This is a genomic window from Streptomyces sp. NPDC092045 (assembly GCF_044756005.1).
Taxonomy (GTDB): Bacteria; Actinomycetota; Actinomycetes; order Streptomycetales; family Streptomycetaceae; genus Streptomyces.
The window spans coordinates 383315-400124 of the sequence record NZ_JBIVSC010000005.1; the positions used below are offsets into that span (position 1 = coordinate 383315).

Sequence of the window (16810 nt, forward strand, 5' to 3'; positions counted from 1 at the left end):
CCATCTGAGGAACGCAGCCACCACCTGAATACCGGCGGCGGGGCTGCGGCAAACGCGGTTCCAGCAGAATGTCACATGTCGGCAACACGCTGTAGTGACTTGTCGACACAATGCCCGTGCAAATCCGCAGGAAACAAGGGGTGTACGGCATTTGGTGCCACACGGAACTGCTCCGAACCGGTCTACCCGTTCCGGTTACGCTTCGATCCTGTTTGCGGATCTCAATCGTGCGAAGCTCCGCGCGAGGAGCCTTGACACGTGCATCTGGGAGACGCCGAGTTCCTGGCTGATCTGAGACTGCGTCAAGTTGCTGTAGTAGCGCAGCATCAGGATCCGCTGTTCCCGTTCGGGCAGTTGTACGAGAAGGTGCCGGACCAGGTCGCGGTGTTCCACCCCGGCGAGCGCGGGGTCCTCGTAACCGAGCCGGTCGAGCAGTCCCGGCAGCCCGTCGCCCTCCTGCGCCGCCTCCAGGGAGGTGGCGTGGTACGAGCGCCCGGCCTCGATGCAGGCGAGCACCTCGTCCTCCCCGATCCGCAGCCGCTCGGCGATCTCGGCGGTGGTGGGGGAGCGCCCGTGGGCGGTCGTCAGGTCCTCGGTGGCGCCGTTGACCTGGACCCACAGCTCGTGCAGCCGGCGGGGCACGTGCACGGTCCGCACGTTGTCCCGGAAGTAGCGTTTGATCTCACCGACCACGGTCGGCATGGCGAACGTCGGGAACTGCACGCCCCGGTCCGGGTCGAAGCGGTCGATGGCGTTGATCAGGCCGATGGTGCCGACCTGGACGACGTCCTCCATGGGCTCGTTGCGGGAGCGGAAGCGGGCGGCCGCGTAGCGGACGAGCGGCAGGTTGGCCTCGATGAGGGCGCCGCGCACCCGGTCGTGCTCGGGGGTGCCCGGTTCCAGGCCCTTGAGCTGCCCGAAGAGGACCTGGGTGAGGGCGCGGGTGTCGGCGCCGCGGGTGCTCTGGGGGCGCGTGCGCGGGGCCTCCGGGCCGCCTGTCTCGTGCTGGGGCGGTACTTGAGGTGCTGTACTGGCCGGCACGTTCACGACACCCCTTTGGCTGGTCCTGCTGGTCGACTGGTGTCAACTACGGTCAACTCATCCGTCAAAAGCGGTCATAGCATCACAAGACATGTCCACTGTGTGCAAGCACCCCATAACCACGTGTTGAGGACGCGGAGTGCGGGAAGAGAGGGCCGGATGGGGGGTCGGCGCGGTGCGGGCAGGGGGGCGGGCGAGGGCCCGGAGAACGGCGAGGCCCCCCGTCGCGACGACGGGGGGCCTCGGTCGTGACCTGGGGTCAGAAGGCGTAGTCGGCGATCACCCAGGTGGCGAACTCCCGCCACTGGGCGACACCCGCCTGGTGGGCCGGGTGCTCCAGATAGCGCTGGAGGGCGTCGGTGTCCTCGACGGCCGAATTGATGGCGAAGTCGTACGCGATCGGCCGGTCCGTGATGTTCCAGTCGCACTCCCAGAACCGCAGCTCCGGAATCTGTTCGCCGAGCGCCCGGAAGGCCTCGACGCCCGCGACGACGCGCGGCTCGTCACGGGCGACGCCGTCGTTGAGCTTGAACAGGACCAGATGGCGGATCACGGAGGGCTCCTAATTGATGAGTTCGGTCATGAACTCGCCGACACCCTGGGCGGCGCTGGAAATGCCCTCGAACCCTACCTGGACCAGGTCCGCCGCCCTCGCCGGGGACGTGACGATCGTGTACAGCACAAAGACCACGACCGCGTACAGCGCGACCTTCTTCGCCTGCGCCATTTCCAGCCCTCCCCTGTTCCCCCGCCGTACGACCGCGCCACTCTAACCGAGCCTTTACGGACCAAGGGCCCGGAGAACGAGGACTTTTGCCGTCCGCCGGAAGGGTGCCGGGCGCGCAGTATGGATGTCGGGCCCGGAGGGTACGGCAGGAATCCGAGGGGCCCCGGAACCGGCCCGCACTGCGGGGGCCGCGCCGCGAGGCCTCCCCCGACGGCGGCACGGACCTGAGGGCCCGGTTCTCACCGGGGGGAGCGGCTTGTCCCCCCGATGCCGCTTCCCCCGACCGACCTCACCCCGCCGGAAGGCCCCGGCCCGCGCACGCACGCGGGCCGGGGCCTTTCCCGTACGGGCAACCCCTGCGGGTCCGCGCACGCCGAAGGGCCCGGCGCATCAGCGCCGGGCCCTTCGATCGAAGCGGTAGCGGAGGGATTTGAACCCTCGGTGAGTTTCCCCACACTCGCTTTCGAGGCGAGCTCCTTCGGCCGCTCGGACACGCTACCGAGAGAGAGCTTAGCCGAAACTGGCGCTGCGATGAAATCCGTATCCCGTCGCAGGTCGGAGCAGGGTCGGAGCGAGGTCGGAGCGGGGTCGGCAGGGGCGTCGGCAGGGACGTCAGCGGGTGCGGAAGAAGGCCGTGAGCCGCCGGGCGCACTCCTCGCCGAGCACGCCGTGGATCACCTCGGGACGGTGGTTGAGCCGCCGGTCCCGCACGAGGTCCCAGAGGGAGCCCGCCGCGCCCGCCTTCTCGTCCGGGGCGCCGAACACCACCCGCTCCACCCGGGACTGGACCAGGGCGCCCGCGCACATCACGCACGGCTCCAGGGTCACGACCAGCGTGCAGCCCGTCAGGCGCCACTCCCCGGTCACCGCGGCCGCCCGGCGCAGGGCGAGCACCTCGGCGTGCGCGGTGGGGTCGCCGACGGCCTCGCGCTCGTTGTGCGCCCGCGCGAGGACCTTCCCGTCGGGGCCGAGCACGACCGCGCCGACCGGCACGTCGCCGGCCGGCCCGGCGGCCTCCGCCTCGTCGAGGGCGAGCAGCATGGCGTCCCGCCAGGGATCCCGCAGGGGATCCCTGGCGGGACCGGCCGTGGAGCCGGTCCCGGCGTCGGGAACAGGTACCGCGGGAACCACTAGCGGACGGCCTCCAGGACCTCGCCCGCGCCCAGCGCGTCCGCGATCTCCGCGAGCGCGTCGGTCTCCAGGGCGAGCAGATCGGCCGGCGGCAGGCCGAGGTCCGCCAGGATCAGCCGGTCGCCCACCGGAGCGGCCGGGACGGCCTCGGCGGCCACGGAGCCCGCCTCGTCGTCCTCGTCCCCGTCGGCGTCGAGCGGTTCCCCGTCCTCCGTGCCGTCCAGGTCCAGCGACTCCAGCTCGTCGACCAGGTCGTCCAGATCGTCACCGAGGATCTCCCGGGTGAGCATCTCCCCGTACGAGGAACGGGACGCGGCGGCACCGTCCGACACGTAGATGCGGGGGTCCTCCTCCCCTTCGATCCGGACGATCCCGAACCACGCGTCCTCCTGCTCGACGAAGACGATCACCGTGTCGTCGTCCGAGGCGTCGCGGGCCAGCTCGACCAGATCCGACAGGTTCTCCACGTCGTCGAGCTCCGTGTCGCTCGCTTCCCACCCGTCTTCGGTGCGCGCGAGCAGTGCGGCGAAGTACACCTGACTCTCTCCCACTGATCAGAGGTGTGACGTTCCGGTGGCGCGGTCCTGAGCCCCGCCCCCTCGGCATCGTGACAGAAACGGCGCCCACAGGAGAGGTCTTCGGCTCTTGCGTCGTGCATCAGTCTGAACGTCCCCGCTATCGGGCGGGCGTGCGACCCCGGCGCACTCGGGGGGCGCACGGCCGGTCCCGGCCGGTCGCCGCTGGTCCGGGCCCGTTTCCCCCGGTCACACCGCATCCGGCGGGACGCACGCGTTCCGGGGCGCACGGCCGGACGGTCGCGCCGGGCCCCGTCCGTACCGCCCGTACCGCCCGTCGCGCCGCCTCACCAGCGGAAGGTCCGCATCCGCATCGCCTGCCGCATCCGGGCCGCCCGGGCGCGCCGGGGCTGCACGCGTTCGCGCAGCGCCTTCGCCTCGTGCAGCTCGCGGAGGAACTGGGCGCGGCGCCTGCGCCGCTCCGCGTCGGTCTCCGTCACCGGCGTCCGGCCCGCCCCCTCGGCGGGTCCCTCGGCCGGTCCTTCCAGGTCGGACATCTGCCACACCACCCCATCACCGGGTCCGTGTGCCCCCACCTTCCCCCAGTGGCGCGGATCGACGCCAGTGCGGGGCGGGCTACTGTTGAGTCATGCGTCTCCACGTCGTCGACCACCCTCTGGTCGCCCACAAGCTCACCACCCTGCGCGACAAGCGCACGGACTCCGCGACCTTCCGCCGTCTCGCCGACGAGCTGGTCACCCTGCTCGCCTACGAGGCCACCCGGGACGTGCGGACCGAGCAGGTCGACATCGAGACCCCGGTCACGACCACGACCGGTGTGAAGCTGTCGCACCCGCGCCCGCTGGTGGTGCCGATCCTGCGGGCCGGCCTCGGCATGCTCGACGGCATGGTCCGGCTGCTCCCGACCGCCGAGGTCGGCTTCCTGGGCATGATCCGCAACGAGGAGACGCTGGAGGCGTCGACCTACGCCACGCGGATGCCGGAGGACCTCTCGGGCCGCCAGGTGTACGTCCTGGACCCGATGCTGGCGACCGGCGGCACGCTGGTCGCGGCGATCCAGGAGCTGATCAAGCGCGGCGCGGACGACGTGACCGCGGTCGTGCTCCTCGCCGCCCCGGAGGGCGTCGAGGTCATGGAGCGCGAGCTCGCGGGCACCCCCGTCACCGTCGTGACCGCCTCGGTCGACGAGCGGCTCAACGAGAGCGGCTACATCGTCCCGGGCCTCGGCGACGCGGGCGACCGCATGTACGGCTCGGCCGAATAGGCCTCCGGGCCGCGGCGGGAGCCGCCGGGTCCGTACGGCCGCCGGGGGCCGGTCGGGCCCCCGGCGCGGTCACGGCCCTCAGCACTTCCCGGTCGGAGCGGGCGCGGGCCTGGTCAGGGCGACCAGGGCCGCGTCCGCCGTCGTTTTCGGGGACAGGTTCTTGAAGGCGGTCCCGATGATCAGGTCCACGTCCGCCGTGGCCCGGGTGTCCGTCCTGGTCGTGGCGCCCGCGAGCTGGGTGCCGAGGACCGGGAAGGCGCCCTTGGCGGCGGCGGGCGCGCCGAGGAGCAGTCCGGCGCCCGGGACCTTCTTGTCGTAGGCGACGGGCGCGTTCCCGACCTTGCCGACCTTGAAGCCGCGCTTCTTGAGCTCGTCGGCCGTCGTCTTGGCGAGTCCGCCGCGCGGGGTCGCGTTGTAGACGTTGACCGTGATCTGCGCGGGCTTGGGCAGGGCTGCGGCCGGTGCGGCGGTCGGCGTGGGGGCGGGCTTGCAGTCGGCCGTCTTCCCGGCCGCCGCCTTCGCGCCCGCGTCGCCGGAGAACACGTCGACGAGCTGGAGCGTGCCCCAGCCGGCCGCGCCGAGCACGACCGCGGCGGCGGTGGCCGCGAGGACGATCCTGCGCCGACGGTGGGGGCGGCGCATGCGCGGGTAGACATCCCCCGTGATGCGGTACTTTCCGCCCATGCCGGGGGGAGTGAGCATGCTCATGAACGCAGCGTAATGCCGCCCGTCGGCGATGCCTACTTGATGATCATGTGATCGCGTCCGGATGGGGTGGAACTGCCCCCGAAAGGGTCAGTGGCCACCCTCCCGGGCGCCCGTCAGTCCAGTTCGAGGACGCGGGCGTGCAGCACCTGGCGCTGCTGGAGCGCCGCGCGGACGGCGCGGTGCAGTCCGTCCTCGAGGTAGAGGTCGCCCTGCCACTTCACGACGTGCGCGAAGAGGTCGCCGTAGAAGGTGGAGTCCTCCGCGAGCAGGGTCTCCAGGTCCAGCTGGCCCTTGGTGGTGACCAGCTGGTCGAGGCGGACCGGGCGCGGGGCGACGTCCGCCCACTGCCGGGTGCTTTCCCGGCCGTGGTCGGGATACGGCTTTCCGTTTCCGATGCGCTTGAAGATCACACGGAAAGCCTACCGGGCGAGCGGCTCCCGGCGCAGCCACGCCCGCCCGCCGGGATGCCGGTGCAAAGGGGGACGAATAGGAATCCGGGCGCCGCCACGCGCGCGAGTGGACCGCCGCCGCCCCCGTGAAGAGGGGCCCGGAGGGGTCCGCACCCGCTCCGGCCCCTCCGCTCCGGGCCTCCCGCTCCCCGGCCGCCGCCCGTCACCCGGACGGGCGGTCGGGAACGGGGCGGGGGCTCTCCTCCGGCGGCGGTCCGCCGGAGGAGAGCCCCCGCGGGCCGGCTCGCGCGTGCTTACTCGGTGACCTCGTGGTGGTCGTCGTGCAGGCCGCCGCCGCTGCCCGCGTCACCGGTGGTCGGGACGGAGACGACCGGCTTGCGGAGCGAGGAGATGTCGTGGGCGTAGGTGCCCACGGCGTTGGCGATGACGTCGATGTTGACGTCGAACGCCTTCAGGTTGATGTTGCTGAGGTCGTCGCCCTTGGCGTGGTAGTTCACGTCGTACGCGACGCCCGCCTGGCCGCCGAACTTGGCCGCCTGGCCCGCGGTCTTGATGCCCTCGGCGCCGGTGAAGGTGCCGCCGGAGGGGATGCCGACCTCGATGAACGGGCCGTAGTCGGAGCGGCCGGTGAAGTCGGTGCCCTCGTGCGGGTGGCCGTTCTTGTCGAGGAACTCGTTGATGTCGCGCTCCAGCTGGGCCGAGCCCGCGGGGCCCGCGCCGGCGCCGACGCCGTCCGAGTCGTCGCCGTCGTACACGAACAGGCCGTAGTTCGGCGAGGCGATCATGTCGAAGTTGAGGTATAGCTTGATCTCCTTCTTGTCGAGCGCCGTGAGGTTCTGCACGTAGTGCTCGGAGCCGAGGAGGCCGTTCTCCTCCGCCGACCACCAGGCGAAGCGGACCTTGTTGCGGACCTTGTCCTTCGACTCGGCCAGCTTCAGGGCGGCCTGGAGGAGGCCGGCGGAGCCGGAGCCGTTGTCGTTGATGCCGGGGCCCGCGGTGACGGAGTCGAGGTGGGAGCCGAGCACCACGGTGTTGGCGGCGTTGCCGGCCTTGGTCTCCGCGATGACGTTGTTGGTGGAACGTATCTGCTGGAGCTGGCGGATCTCCAGGGAGAGGGTGACCGGGCCCTTGGCGAGGTCGGCGGCGAGCGCCGTGCCCTCGGCCAGGGTGATGCCGCCGGTGGGGATCTTCCCGGAGGCCGCGTCCCCGAGGGTGCCGGAGAGGACGCCGTCGGCGTTGTTGTAGATGACGGCGGCGACGGCTCCGGCCGCGGCGGCGTTCTGCTGCTTCACCGCGAAGGCGCAGCCGCCGCGCTTGATGAGCGCGATCTTGCCGGTGAAGGCGCCGGCGGCGAAGTCGCCCGGCTCGCAGCCGGTGGTGGCGTCGGCGTCGACCGGCACGGCCACGAGCTCGGCCCTGACGCCGCCGACCGGGGTGGACTTGGTGTAGGTCATGGCCTTGATGTCGAACGCGCGGGGCGCGGGGGAGACGACGGAGGCCTTCTCGGCGAGCGTCTCCGTGTACTCGAAGTCGAACTTCTGGTACCAGACGTTGTATCCGGCCTTCTTGAGCTGCGTGTACACGTACGCGGCCGAGGCGTCGTGCCCGAGCGAACCGGCCGCGCGGTGACCGCCGGCCGAGTCGGCTATCGCCTGGAACTTCTGCAGGTGCCTGTAGGCGTCCTTGGCGGTGGTGTCGCGGACCAGCTTCTTCGCCAGCTTGGCGGCATCGCGGGCGGGTGCGGCCGTGGGGTCCTGTCCCGCGGTGGCGGGGGAGGCGAGGACCAGCGGGGCGGCGAGGGCGGCGGCGGCGAGGATGGCCGCGGCTCGGCGCTGGGATGCGTTCACAGAAGTCCTTCCCGGTACGGACGAGGTTGAGGGGAAGTTAGCGATCTCGGAGGTGTTCTGTGAACAGATTCGCCACAATTCCTGCCGGGTCGAACAGGATTGAAATCTGGAATTCTCAATTCCCTTACGACTTGAGCCCGTTCAAGGCTTTTGTCGGTTGCGGTCCCGGCAGGGGGTTTCCGGCGGCCCCGAGGGGCGTGCCCTACCGGCCCTCCACCCGCACCGACGGGTCCTCGCACCACTCCAGGACCGAGGGCCAGTCCCCGTACCCGTTGGCGGGGTTGAGGTGCTCGCCGCCCGGTACGTGGTCGAGGTCCAGGCCGAGCGGGCGGCCGTAGTGCAGGTCGGCGCCCTCGGGGCAGTACGGGTCGCCGTCCCCGTACACGAGGCGCGCGGAGAGGCCGGTCTCCGTGAGGTCGAGGCCGTCGGCGAAGGCGGCGATCTCGGGGATCGAGGCGGTCACCGGCGGCGAGGGCGGGGCGACGAGCAGCACCCGGTCGGCGTCCGGCCTGCGGGCCCCGGCCCGCAGCCACAGCAGGACGGACAGGCTGTGCGCGAGGACCACGAACTCGCCCCGGACGGGCCGCTTCCCGTGCTCCTCCAGGGCGTCGAGCCACTCCGCGAGCACGGGCGCGTCCGGCGAGGGGAGCTGCGGGTAGCGGACCTCGTGCCCGCCCTCCCGCAGCCGCCCGGCGAGCCAGTGCTGCCAGTGGCCGGCCGGCCGGTGGTTCTGGAACCCGTGCAGGATCAGGAAGGTCTTGGCGCGGAAGTCGCTTTCGGTCGTCATGGCGTGATCGTGCGGCCCGGGGGGCCCGGAGGTCCAGACGGCTTCCGGGGTGTGGACACGGCGGTCGCGCGGAGGACGCGTGCCCGGCCCGGCCCTCAGGAGCCTTCCCGCAGGGTGAGGAGTTCCCGTACGCCCGCCTTGAGGCGCTCGCCCGGGAGTTCCTGTTCGACGGCCAGGTGGTGCATGACGTCGGGGGAGAAGGGCGCGAGCAGCAGGTGGGCGAGGAGGGCGCCGTCCGAACCCGGCCTGAGCTGTCCGACGAGCAGGGCGACGTGCGTGTGCATCACCCGGTACGCGCCGCTGTGGTACCGGGCGCGGGGCGCGGCGGAGTGCGCGGCGAGCAGGATCTCGCGCTGCTCGGCGACCCGGTCGACGAGGGCGTCGAGGAAGGCGTCGAGCCGTTCGGCGACCGGGGCGCCGGGGCCGAGCGGCGGCGGGCCGCTCATGTACGCCTCCTGGAACTGGCGCTCGCGGTCGTCGAGGAGCGCCCACAGGAGCTGGGAGACGTCGCCGAAGCGGCGGTAGACGGTGCCGACGCCGATGCCGCTGGCGTGGGCGACCTGGTTCATGGTGACGGCGTCGGGGCCCTGCTCGGCGACGATCCGGGCGGCCGCGTCGAGGATCCTGCGCCGGTTGCGGGCCGCGTCGGCGCGCTCGGGGGCGGGGGCGTCGAGCGTGGGGAGCAGGCCGAGCGCGGGCGCCGCCGCCCGCTCGCCGGCCCGCTGGTTCTCGGTGCTCATCTCTGCGGACTCCTGCCCTTCTGCCCTGCGTCCCTGCCCCGGGATCGAGCATACCCGCCCCCCTTGCGAAACGGATAGAGATCCGCTTAGCTTCGACCAAGGAAGCGGATAGCAATCCGTTTCTGCGGGTCGATCCGGTCCCGACCGGGAAGGCCCCGAGGGCATCGAAGACATCAAAGACATAGAAGACACCGAAGGCATCGAGGAGAGTTCGTCATGTCCGTCAAGGTCGCCGTCATCCACTACTCGGCCACGGGTACCGTCCACCACCTCGCCCGGGCCGTCGCCGAGGGCGCGGAGAAGGCGGGCGCCGAGGTGCGTCTGCGCCGGGTGCCCGAGCTCGCCCCGGACGCCGCGATCGACGCGAACCCGGCCTGGCGCGCCCACGTGGACGCCACCGGAGACCTGGAGGTCGCCACCCTCGACGACCTGGAGTGGGCGGACGCGTACGCCTTCGGCTCGCCGACCCGGTTCGGGAACGTGGCCGCGCAGCTCAAGCAGTACATCGACACGTCGGGCGGCCTGTGGCAGCGCGGCGTCATGGCGGACAAGCCCGCGACCGCCTTCACCAGCGCCCACAACGTCCACGGCGGCAACGAGTCGACGCTGCTCGCCCTCTACAACACCTTCCACCACTGGGGCTCGGTCATCGTCTCGCCCGGCTTCACCGACCCGTCGGTGTACGCGGCGGGCGGCAACCCCTACGGCACCGCCCACCCGGGCGCCCACGGCGTCCCCGACGAGAACGTCCTCGCCGCCGCCCGCTACCAGGGCGAGCGCCTCACCCGGATCGCGAAGCGCCTGAAGGGCCTCGCGGACGCCTGACGGCCCCCGGCGCCCCGCGGGGGATCACGCCAGGGACAGGAACAGCTTCTCCAGGCGGGCCCGCATGGCGTCGCGGTCCTCGCCGTCCTGGCGCCCGCCCTCGATGTCGGTCAGGCACTGCTGGAGCCCGGTCGCGATGATCGCGAAGCCGGCCCGGTCGAGGGCGCGGGAGGCGGCGGCGAGCTGGGTCACGACCTCCTCGCAGTCCCGGCCCTCCTCGATCATCCGGATCACCCCGGAGATCTGACCCTGTGCCCGGCGCAGCCGGTTCAGTACGGCCTTGAGCTCCGCGCCCGCGAGATCGAGTTCCACAACGTCTCCTCCACAGATACCCCAGGGGGTAATTTTACTCCCCGGCCCGGGGCTCCGTCGTGGTCCAAGGATGACACCTGGCCGACCCGTGGAGGAGGACGCCGGTGGGTGGCCGGGTGGCGGGCGACGGGAGGGAGAGCCGGAGCGGGCTTCCGGCCGACTCTGCCTGCCGACCTGCCTGCCGACCTGCCGACCGACTTGCCGACCGGCCCCGGGCCATTCAGCCTGCCCCGGAAGGCTCGGCCGGACCCGGCCAGGGCCGTTGGCCGCTCCCGGAAGGCTCGACCGGCCTCGGAACGCTCGGCCGGACCCGGCCCGGAACGCTCACCCGGTCCCGGAGGGCTCGGCCGTCTGCCGCGTCCGGCCGGGCCGGCGCTGCTCGAACTGGCCCAGGTGGGTGACGACCGACCCGTAGAAGCGGTCCACGGCGTCGTCGACGCTCCGGATGAACCCCGTCTCCGCCCCGCCCCGGCCGCTGCCCATCCCCTTGAAGAGCGAGAGCCGGAAGCCGGTGATGGCGGCGCCGTCCCCGGGCAGCAGGTCGCCCGGCTCCGGACGCAGCCGCTCCAGCGTTCCGCGCGGTCCGTTCCGCCCGTCGAGCAGGGTCTCCACGTGCAGGTCGGCCGGGGCCTCCTCCAGGACGCGCAGCAGGCGCTTCGCGACCGAGAGCGGATAGGCGCCGTCCGGGGCGGGCACGTCCATGGACGTGCGGATCTTCCCGGTGCGGAGGTCGGCCGTGACCGACAGGATGCTCTGCGCGCCGTCGACCCGCACCTCCGCGGACAGCCGCCCCTCCTCGCAGAGCCGGTCGGCCAGCTCGGCGCGGCGGGACTTCGGGTCGGTGCCGCGCCGGGCCCGCTGCACGGGCAGCGCTTTCTGCCCCAGCTCGCCGCCGAGCCGCAGGCAGACCTGGCGGATCAGGCGCTCCCAGCTCTCCACGACCTCCACCGCGCGGGGGTCGCCCTGGCACAGGGTCTCGGTGTCGATGCCGTTGCGCACGGGCACCCAGGCCGGTCCCATGTTCTGGAAGCCGTGGCAGCCGGAGTTCTCGTGCTGGAGGTAGTGGAGCAGCTCCTGGAGGAGCCAGGCGTGCGCCGCGTTCCCGACGCCCTCGTGCCGGATCAGCATCTGGGCCTGGTGGGCGACCTCGGCCCACGAGAGGTGCCACAGCGACACCTTGTGCTTGCGCCGCCCGTCCGTCTTGACCGTGACGAGGGGGCTGCCCTCCAGGGCCACGTCGTTGGACAGGGTGATGACGGCCTCGTACCCGCGCCGCGCGGCGATGTCCATGTAGTTCTGGACCTGCTCCGACTTCAGCGGGTTGCCGTTGGTCTTGGTCTCGACTAGCGCGGTCCAGAGCTTCCCGGCCCGCTCCGTGCGGATGACGCCGTCCGGGCGCCTCGGGCTGTCCCCGTGGGGGAGCGAGACCTCGGTGAAGGTCTGCATCCGGCCCGCGGGCGCCCCGAACCCGGCGGTGAGGCGCCGGCCGAACTCCGGGACCTCCGCCATCACGGAGAGCAGCACGGACGTGGCGCGCACCTCGCGCTCCCGGTCGCTCTTGTAGGAGGGCACGGGGAAGAGCCGGGCGGGCCTCCAGGAGTCGTTCTCCGCCAGCGACTTCTTCGCGGCCTTCGGGATCGTGACCTTCTTCTTGGCCGTACGGGTGCCACGGCGCCGGACGGCGGGCGGGGCGGGATCGGGGGCGGGGGCGGATGCGGCGCCGGGGGCGCGCTGCGCCAGAACGGTGACGGCGCCGACGGCTCCGCCGGTACCGCCGGCGTCCCCGTCGCGCTCCCCGTCCTCGACGTACGCCCCGCCCCCGCCGGGCCCACCGCCTTCGTCGGGACCGGTGCCCTCGCCGATTCCACCGTCCTCGCCGGAAGGCTCTTCCTCCTCCTCGACGGTGATGCCGAAGTCGGTGGCGAGCCCGGCGAGCCCGGTCTCGTACCCCTGGCCGACGGCGCGGAACTTCCACTCCTCGTTCCGCCGGTAGAGCTCGCCGAAGATGAAGGCCGTCTCGACCGTGGCGTCCGTGATGGAGAAGCCGAGCAGCGGCTCGCCCGACCGGTCCGTGAGCGTCAGGCGCAGGTCGTCCAGGTCGCCGAAGCGGGCGCCGCCGTCCTGGCTCGCCGCCACCACGATCCTGACGACGTCCTCGGGGACCGCCGTGAGGTCCAGGCTGATCCGGTCCTCGCTGCCGTTCTCCGTCGGGACCTTGCCCAGGAGCTGCACGCTGCCGTCCTCGGCGGCGGGGCGGTTGTAGAAGTAGAAGTCGGCGTCGCCGCGGACCTTGCCGCCGTCGTCGAGGAGCAGCAGCGAGACGTCGGCGTCGCCGTCGCCCGCCGCACTGCTCCAGCTCAGCCCGACGACCACCGAACCGGTGTCCTCACCGAGGGCGGCCAGCCCGATGTTGGCCCCCTTGGGCATCTCGTGCACGTGTCCCCCCGGACCCTCGCGATGTGATCTGCGTCCCAGGGGAACCGTAGCGTCCGCAACGGGAGGTCGCGTGGACGATGTGAAAACTTGACGAACAGGTGGAAGAGGTGGAGGGCCGGGCGACCCGATGCCGGGGCGTGGTGGGTCCCACGGCTCGATCGGTACCGGGGCCCGATCGCTCCCACGGCCCGGCCGGGCGGCCCGGCCCGGGTCCGGCGAGGCGACCCGATCCGGGCCCGGCCCGGGTCCGGACCCGCCTCGTCCACCGGCCGGACGACCACCGGGTACACCGGGGAGCCGGCCGGGGCCGGACAGCGGGCGACCCGGGCGGCGATCTCGATCACGCGCTCCGAGGAGGCGCACTCCAGGAGCCAGTAGCCGGCGGCGACGCCCTCGGCCGCCGCGTACGGATCGTCCGTGACGACCGCGTTCCCGTCGTCGTCCACCGTCACGAAACGGGTGGTGGACGGAGCGGCGAGGCCCTGCGCGTCGAGCAGCTCGCCGTTCGCGGCGAGTTCTTCGTCGACCGCGTTCATGCGGTCGAACATCGCCCGCAGCTCCGCCCGGTCCCAGACGGGACCGCCGGCGGAGCCGCGTCCCGCCATCGCCTCGTGGTCGGCCTGCGACCCCTGGACCATCAGCAGGTACTTCATGGCGCACTCCTCGGCTCGGCACGCACGCGCCCGTCCCCGCAGCACAGCCGGAGCCGGCCCGCCAGGCGCGGCACCGCGCGGGCGCGAACCCGAAGAACGGGATAAACCACCCGGCCGCCCCATGATGCGGAGGTGAACGCATTCACCTTCTCCGCCGCCTTCATCACCTTCTTCTCCGTCGTCGGCCCGCCGAAGGTGCTCCTCTCCTTCGCCGGCCTCGCCCAGGTCCACCCCGCCGGACAACTGCGGACCATCGCCCTCATCTCCTCGGGCGCGGCCGTCCTGGTGGGCCTCCTCGCCGGCATCACGGCCCCCTGGCTGCTCGACCTCTTCCACATCAGCACCCCCGCCCTCCAGCTCGCGGGCGGCGCCATCTTCTTCCTCTACGCCGTCGGCCTCGTCCTCGGCATGCACCTCGGCTCCGACCGCGCCCACCAGGATGCCCCGGACCTGGTCAGCGGGGTGCGCGAACTGCTCATGCCGTACGTGGTGAGTCCGCTGGCCCTGACGGCGGTGCTCATCGAGGCGGCGGCCCGCTCCGGTTTCAGCTGGCGCTCGACGGTCGTCGGGGCGTACGTGGCGGTCATCGCCCTCGACCTGGTCTGCGTCCTGCTCCTCACCCGGGTCCTGCTCCACACCCACCACGCCACGATCGAGCTCCTCGGCCGCCTCCTGGGCCTCCTGCTCGCCGCCGTCGGCGTCGACCTGATCCTCGACGGCCTCTCCGACCTGGGGGTGCCGGGCCTGGACACCCGTAAGTAGACCGCCGGGGAGGGGTGGGGCGCCGGGGCCGCCGACCGGGGCGTGTGCCGAAAGGGGCGCCGTCTGCCCGAAGGGCGGGCGGGACTTTCGGCACACCCTTAGGGGCCGAGGAGCTGGTCGGCGACGGAGGTGCGGGCGTAGAGGACGGAGCGTCCGCTGCGGTGGGCGGTGACGAGACCGGCGTTCCGCAGGGCGATGAGGTGCTGGGAGACGCCGGCGGCGGAGAGCCCGGAGTGGGTGGCGAGCTGGGTGGTGGAGGCCGGGGTGTCGAGCGAGGCGAGGAGCAGGGTCCGGGAACGCCCGAGGACGGCGGCGACGGCGTCGGTGGAGGCGGTGGTGCGGGACTCCCACACGGATCCGAACCCGCGCGCCGGATAGGCGAGTTGGGGCGGGTCGGGGTGGACGGAGCGGGTGAGGACCCGGGGCCAGACGAAGACGGAGGGCACGAGCAGCAGCCCGGACCCGGTCTTGTCGCGGGTGAGCGCGCAGTGGCGGCGCACGAGGCGCAGGGTGCCGTCGTCCCACCGCACGGTCTCGTGGAGTTCGCCCAGGACGCGGGCGGAACCGTGCTCGGCGACCTGCCGGGCCCGGTGGAAGACGTCGGCCTCCAGGACCTTCTGGATGCGGGCCCAGTAGGGGGCGAGGGCGAGTTCCCAGTAGGTCTCGATCTCCTCGGCGACCTTCGGCAGGACGGCCTCGGGGTCGTCGTACAGGGACTGGAGCCGCCCGCCGCCTCCGTCCGCGGCCAGCATCCGCAGCTCCTCGCGCACCTGCCCGGCGGGGGTGCGGCGGACGGCGTCGAGTTCGGCGCCGAGGGCGGGGAAGGGGCCGGCGGGGGTGGGGTTGAGGAAGTCCGCGAGGTACCCGTGGGCGGGCACGAGGGCGGCGAGCCGTCCGCGGTCGAGCCCGGCGCGGACGATCCGGGGCCGCACCTGGGCGGCCCAGCGCTGGTGCGGGGCGGAGTCGGACCGCTGGGCGAGGACCCGGAAGCTGGTGACGACCTCCCAGAGCGGGGAGACGGCGAACCGGGTCTGGGCGAGGTCGGCGGCGGAGAAACTGAGCTCGGTTTCCATGCGTGCGTACCCCCGGAGCGACGAGACGGCGACCGAACCCCGAATGGATTCGGCCCCACCTTAATCATTCGAGGGGCGGCCCGGGCGGGGAGCAACCTCCCCCCATGCCCTCCACCTTCCGCAATCTCCCGCCCGTCGTCTGGACGCTCTTCGCCGGAACGATCGTCAACCGCCTCGGCTACCTCGTCACCCCGTTCCTGGTCTTCTTCCTCGCGTCGCGGGGAGTGACCGGTTCCGAGACCTCCTACGTCCTCGGAGCCCTGGGCGCGGGCCACCTCCTCGGCCCCGCCGTCGGCGGCGTCCTCGCCGACCGCATCGGCCGCCGTCCCACCATGCTGATCGGCCTGATCGGCGCGGCGGCGGCGCAGGGCGCCCTGTTCCTCGCCCCCGGCGTCTGGACGATGGCGGCGGCCGCGCTGCTGATCAGCGCGGCGGGCAGCACCGTCTCGCCGGCCGCGTACGCGCTCCTCGCGGACGCGGTCGACAGCGAACGGCGCCGGCGCGCGTACGCCCTCTTCGGCTGGGGCGTGAACATCGGGACGGCGGTCGGCGGAGTGCTGGGCGGCTGCCTCGCGGCCCGCGGCTACTGGCTGCTGTTCGCGGTGGACGCGGGCTCGATGCTCCTGTACGCGCTGGTGGTGACGTTCCGCCTGAGGGAACCGGAGCGCCCCGCGAGGAACGACCGGAGGGCGGAGGACGGAATCGGCTACGGAGTGGTCCTCCGGGACCGCCTGGCCCTCCTGACCCTGCCCCTCTTCGGCGTCCAGCTCTTCGTCTACTCGCTCACCGAGGTCGCCCTGCCGCTCGCGATCCGCGACAGCGGCCTCTCCCCGGCGGTGTACGGGGCGATGGCAGCGGTCAACGCGGTCCTGGTGGTGGCGCTCCAGCCGTTCGCGACGGCGTGGCTGGCGAGGCTGCCGCAGCTGGCGGTGCAGAGCGCGGGCAGCGCGCTGATCGCGGTGGGCGTGGCGCTCACCGGCCTCGCGGACGGGGTGGCCGGCTACGCGGTGTCGGTCGTGGTCTGGTCGCTCGGCGAGGTGGTGGTGGCCGGCATCGCGGCGAGCGTCGTCGCGAACCTGGCCCCGGCGCACGCCCGCGGCCGCTACCAGGGCGCCTTCGGCTGGACGTGGGGCACGGCCCGCTTCGCGGCCCTGACCCTGGGCGTCACCGTGTACACGGCCCTGGGCCCGGCGGTGCTGTGGTGGACGGCCCTGGTGGCGGGCGCGGCCGCGGCGGCGGGGACGCCGGCGCTGGCGAAGGGGATCGAACGCCGCACGAAGCACGAACTGGCGGCGTGAGGGATCACCGCTTCCCCTTCTCGGCCCGGACGTGGGCCACGAGCGCGTTGGCGTGCCCGTGACCCAGGCCGTGCTCGGCCTTCAGCCAGGAGACCAGCTCCATGTGCTTGTCGAGCGGGGAGGAGCGGACGACCTCCAACCACTCGCCGACCGGACGGCCGTACTTCTTCTCGATGGAGGGGAAGTAGCTGGCGGGACCCTTGACGACGTTCTCGGCCACGGTGATCTCCTGTACCGGTTCGGGCGGTTGTCGCAGGGAA

20 protein-coding genes and 1 tRNA gene are annotated in these 16810 nt (G+C 72.6%); 4 read left to right on the forward strand and 17 right to left on the reverse strand.

Annotated features, from left to right (window positions below; translation table 11 throughout):
• Positions 1-195 precede the first annotated feature (195 nt).
• From ACIQKA_RS17545 to ACIQKA_RS17575, 7 genes are all read right to left on the reverse strand, one after another.
• Positions 196-1041, reverse strand: coding sequence for an RNA polymerase sigma factor SigF (locus tag ACIQKA_RS17545; protein WP_383149335.1), 846 nt, complete (start codon positions 1039-1041; stop codon positions 196-198).
• Positions 1042-1300: 259 nt separating this feature from the next.
• The gene (locus ACIQKA_RS17550) at positions 1301-1594 is read right to left on the reverse strand and encodes a Dabb family protein (RefSeq protein ID WP_030209426.1); all 294 of its coding nucleotides are present in this window, start codon (positions 1592-1594) and stop codon (positions 1301-1303) included.
• A gap of 9 nt (positions 1595-1603) precedes the next feature.
• A complete protein-coding gene (locus ACIQKA_RS17555; protein ID WP_163013800.1) occupies positions 1604-1768 on the reverse strand; it encodes a hypothetical protein in 165 nt (54 codons plus the stop codon).
• Between the two features lie 415 nt (positions 1769-2183).
• Positions 2184-2268 (reverse strand) — tRNA-Ser (locus ACIQKA_RS17560).
• A 112-nt stretch (positions 2269-2380) separates the two neighbouring features.
• Positions 2381-2809 carry a tRNA adenosine(34) deaminase TadA gene (gene tadA / locus ACIQKA_RS17565; RefSeq protein ID WP_366373103.1) on the reverse strand — a complete coding sequence of 143 codons (429 nt, stop codon included), beginning with the start codon at positions 2807-2809 and terminating at the stop codon, positions 2381-2383.
• Positions 2810-2898: 89 nt separating this feature from the next.
• Positions 2899-3435, reverse strand: coding sequence for a hypothetical protein (locus ACIQKA_RS17570; RefSeq protein WP_383149333.1), 537 nt, complete (start codon positions 3433-3435; stop codon positions 2899-2901).
• Positions 3436-3761: 326 nt separating this feature from the next.
• Positions 3762-3971 (reverse strand): hypothetical protein, encoded by a 210-nt coding sequence (locus tag ACIQKA_RS17575; RefSeq protein WP_383149332.1) that lies wholly within the window; start codon positions 3969-3971, stop codon positions 3762-3764.
• A 92-nt stretch (positions 3972-4063) separates the two neighbouring features.
• On the opposite strand from ACIQKA_RS17575, the gene upp reads away from it, so the two are divergent.
• Positions 4064-4699, forward strand: coding sequence for a uracil phosphoribosyltransferase (upp, locus tag ACIQKA_RS17580; protein WP_383149330.1), 636 nt, complete (start codon positions 4064-4066; stop codon positions 4697-4699).
• A gap of 78 nt (positions 4700-4777) precedes the next feature.
• On the opposite strand, the gene ACIQKA_RS17585 is transcribed toward upp, so the two are convergent.
• The 5 genes from ACIQKA_RS17585 to ACIQKA_RS17605 form a co-directional block, all read right to left on the reverse strand.
• Positions 4778-5407, reverse strand: coding sequence for a LytR C-terminal domain-containing protein (locus ACIQKA_RS17585; RefSeq protein WP_383149329.1), 630 nt, complete (start codon positions 5405-5407; stop codon positions 4778-4780).
• Positions 5408-5520: 113 nt separating this feature from the next.
• Positions 5521-5817, reverse strand: coding sequence for a type II toxin-antitoxin system VapB family antitoxin (locus ACIQKA_RS17590; protein ID WP_030209440.1), 297 nt, complete (start codon positions 5815-5817; stop codon positions 5521-5523).
• Positions 5818-6110: 293 nt separating this feature from the next.
• Positions 6111-7664, reverse strand: a complete 1554-nt coding sequence (locus ACIQKA_RS17595; RefSeq protein WP_383149327.1) for a M28 family metallopeptidase — start codon at positions 7662-7664, stop codon at positions 6111-6113.
• Positions 7665-7866: 202 nt separating this feature from the next.
• Entirely contained in the window at positions 7867-8451 is a 585-nt protein-coding gene (locus ACIQKA_RS17600) for an alpha/beta hydrolase (protein ID WP_391095307.1), read from the reverse strand.
• Between the two features lie 95 nt (positions 8452-8546).
• Entirely contained in the window at positions 8547-9191 is a 645-nt protein-coding gene (locus ACIQKA_RS17605) for a TetR/AcrR family transcriptional regulator (RefSeq protein ID WP_383433921.1), read from the reverse strand.
• Between the two features lie 216 nt (positions 9192-9407).
• On the opposite strand from ACIQKA_RS17605, the gene wrbA reads away from it, so the two are divergent.
• Positions 9408-10016 (forward strand): NAD(P)H:quinone oxidoreductase, encoded by a 609-nt coding sequence (gene wrbA, locus ACIQKA_RS17610; RefSeq protein ID WP_383149322.1) that lies wholly within the window; start codon positions 9408-9410, stop codon positions 10014-10016.
• 24 nt (positions 10017-10040) lie between these two features.
• Here wrbA and ACIQKA_RS17615 read toward each other — a convergent pair whose 3' ends face one another.
• The 3 genes from ACIQKA_RS17615 to ACIQKA_RS17625 form a co-directional block, all read right to left on the reverse strand.
• The gene (locus tag ACIQKA_RS17615; RefSeq protein WP_383149320.1) at positions 10041-10328 is read right to left on the reverse strand and encodes a metal-sensitive transcriptional regulator; all 288 of its coding nucleotides are present in this window, start codon (positions 10326-10328) and stop codon (positions 10041-10043) included.
• 324 nt (positions 10329-10652) lie between these two features.
• Positions 10653-12755, reverse strand: a complete 2103-nt coding sequence (locus ACIQKA_RS17620) for a TerD family protein (RefSeq protein ID WP_402541492.1) — start codon at positions 12753-12755, stop codon at positions 10653-10655.
• Entirely contained in the window at positions 12686-13417 is a 732-nt protein-coding gene (locus ACIQKA_RS17625; protein WP_402541443.1) for a YciI family protein, read from the reverse strand. The genes ACIQKA_RS17620 and ACIQKA_RS17625 overlap by 70 nt, the downstream gene beginning before the upstream one ends.
• A gap of 132 nt (positions 13418-13549) precedes the next feature.
• Between ACIQKA_RS17625 and ACIQKA_RS17630 the strand changes: the two genes are divergently transcribed.
• Positions 13550-14179 carry a MarC family protein gene (locus ACIQKA_RS17630; RefSeq protein WP_383149316.1) on the forward strand — a complete coding sequence of 210 codons (630 nt, stop codon included), beginning with the start codon at positions 13550-13552 and terminating at the stop codon, positions 14177-14179.
• A 98-nt stretch (positions 14180-14277) separates the two neighbouring features.
• Here ACIQKA_RS17630 and ACIQKA_RS17635 read toward each other — a convergent pair whose 3' ends face one another.
• Complete coding sequence (locus ACIQKA_RS17635) at positions 14278-15252, reverse strand: DUF5937 family protein (RefSeq protein ID WP_402541444.1); 975 nt, start codon at positions 15250-15252, stop codon at positions 14278-14280.
• Between the two features lie 104 nt (positions 15253-15356).
• Here ACIQKA_RS17635 and ACIQKA_RS17640 point away from each other — a divergent pair, with 104 nt between their 5' ends.
• Entirely contained in the window at positions 15357-16550 is a 1194-nt protein-coding gene (locus ACIQKA_RS17640) for an MFS transporter (RefSeq protein WP_402541446.1), read from the forward strand.
• 4 nt (positions 16551-16554) lie between these two features.
• Here the strand turns inward: ACIQKA_RS17640 and ACIQKA_RS17645 are convergent, their stop codons facing one another.
• Positions 16555-16770 (reverse strand): DUF4287 domain-containing protein, encoded by a 216-nt coding sequence (locus ACIQKA_RS17645; RefSeq protein WP_383149311.1) that lies wholly within the window; start codon positions 16768-16770, stop codon positions 16555-16557.
• Between the last annotated feature and the right edge of the window lie 40 nt (positions 16771-16810).

Excerpts from the sequence above, each read along its gene's own strand:
- ACIQKA_RS17555 (WP_163013800.1), bottom strand. The coding sequence starts at position 1,768 with ATGGCGCAGGCGAAGAAGGTCGCGCTGTACGCGGTCGTGGTCTTTGTG.
- ACIQKA_RS17620 (WP_402541492.1), bottom strand. The coding sequence starts at position 12,755 with ATGCCCAAGGGGGCCAACATCGGGCTGGCCGCCCTCGGTGAGGACACC.
- ACIQKA_RS17600 (WP_391095307.1), bottom strand. The coding sequence starts at position 8,451 with ATGACGACCGAAAGCGACTTCCGCGCCAAGACCTTCCTGATCCTGCAC.
- ACIQKA_RS17605 (WP_383433921.1), bottom strand. The coding sequence starts at position 9,191 with ATGAGCACCGAGAACCAGCGGGCCGGCGAGCGGGCGGCGGCGCCCGCG.
- tadA (WP_366373103.1), bottom strand. The coding sequence starts at position 2,809 with ATGCTGCTCGCCCTCGACGAGGCGGAGGCCGCCGGGCCGGCCGGCGAC.
- upp (WP_383149330.1), top strand. The coding sequence starts at position 4,064 with ATGCGTCTCCACGTCGTCGACCACCCTCTGGTCGCCCACAAGCTCACC.
- ACIQKA_RS17640 (WP_402541446.1), top strand. The coding sequence starts at position 15,357 with ATGCCCTCCACCTTCCGCAATCTCCCGCCCGTCGTCTGGACGCTCTTC.
- ACIQKA_RS17625 (WP_402541443.1), bottom strand. The coding sequence starts at position 13,417 with ATGAAGTACCTGCTGATGGTCCAGGGGTCGCAGGCCGACCACGAGGCG.
- wrbA (WP_383149322.1), top strand. The coding sequence starts at position 9,408 with ATGTCCGTCAAGGTCGCCGTCATCCACTACTCGGCCACGGGTACCGTC.
- ACIQKA_RS17635 (WP_402541444.1), bottom strand. The coding sequence starts at position 15,252 with ATGGAAACCGAGCTCAGTTTCTCCGCCGCCGACCTCGCCCAGACCCGG.
- ACIQKA_RS17575 (WP_383149332.1), bottom strand. The coding sequence starts at position 3,971 with ATGTCCGACCTGGAAGGACCGGCCGAGGGACCCGCCGAGGGGGCGGGC.
- ACIQKA_RS17585 (WP_383149329.1), bottom strand. The coding sequence starts at position 5,407 with ATGAGCATGCTCACTCCCCCCGGCATGGGCGGAAAGTACCGCATCACG.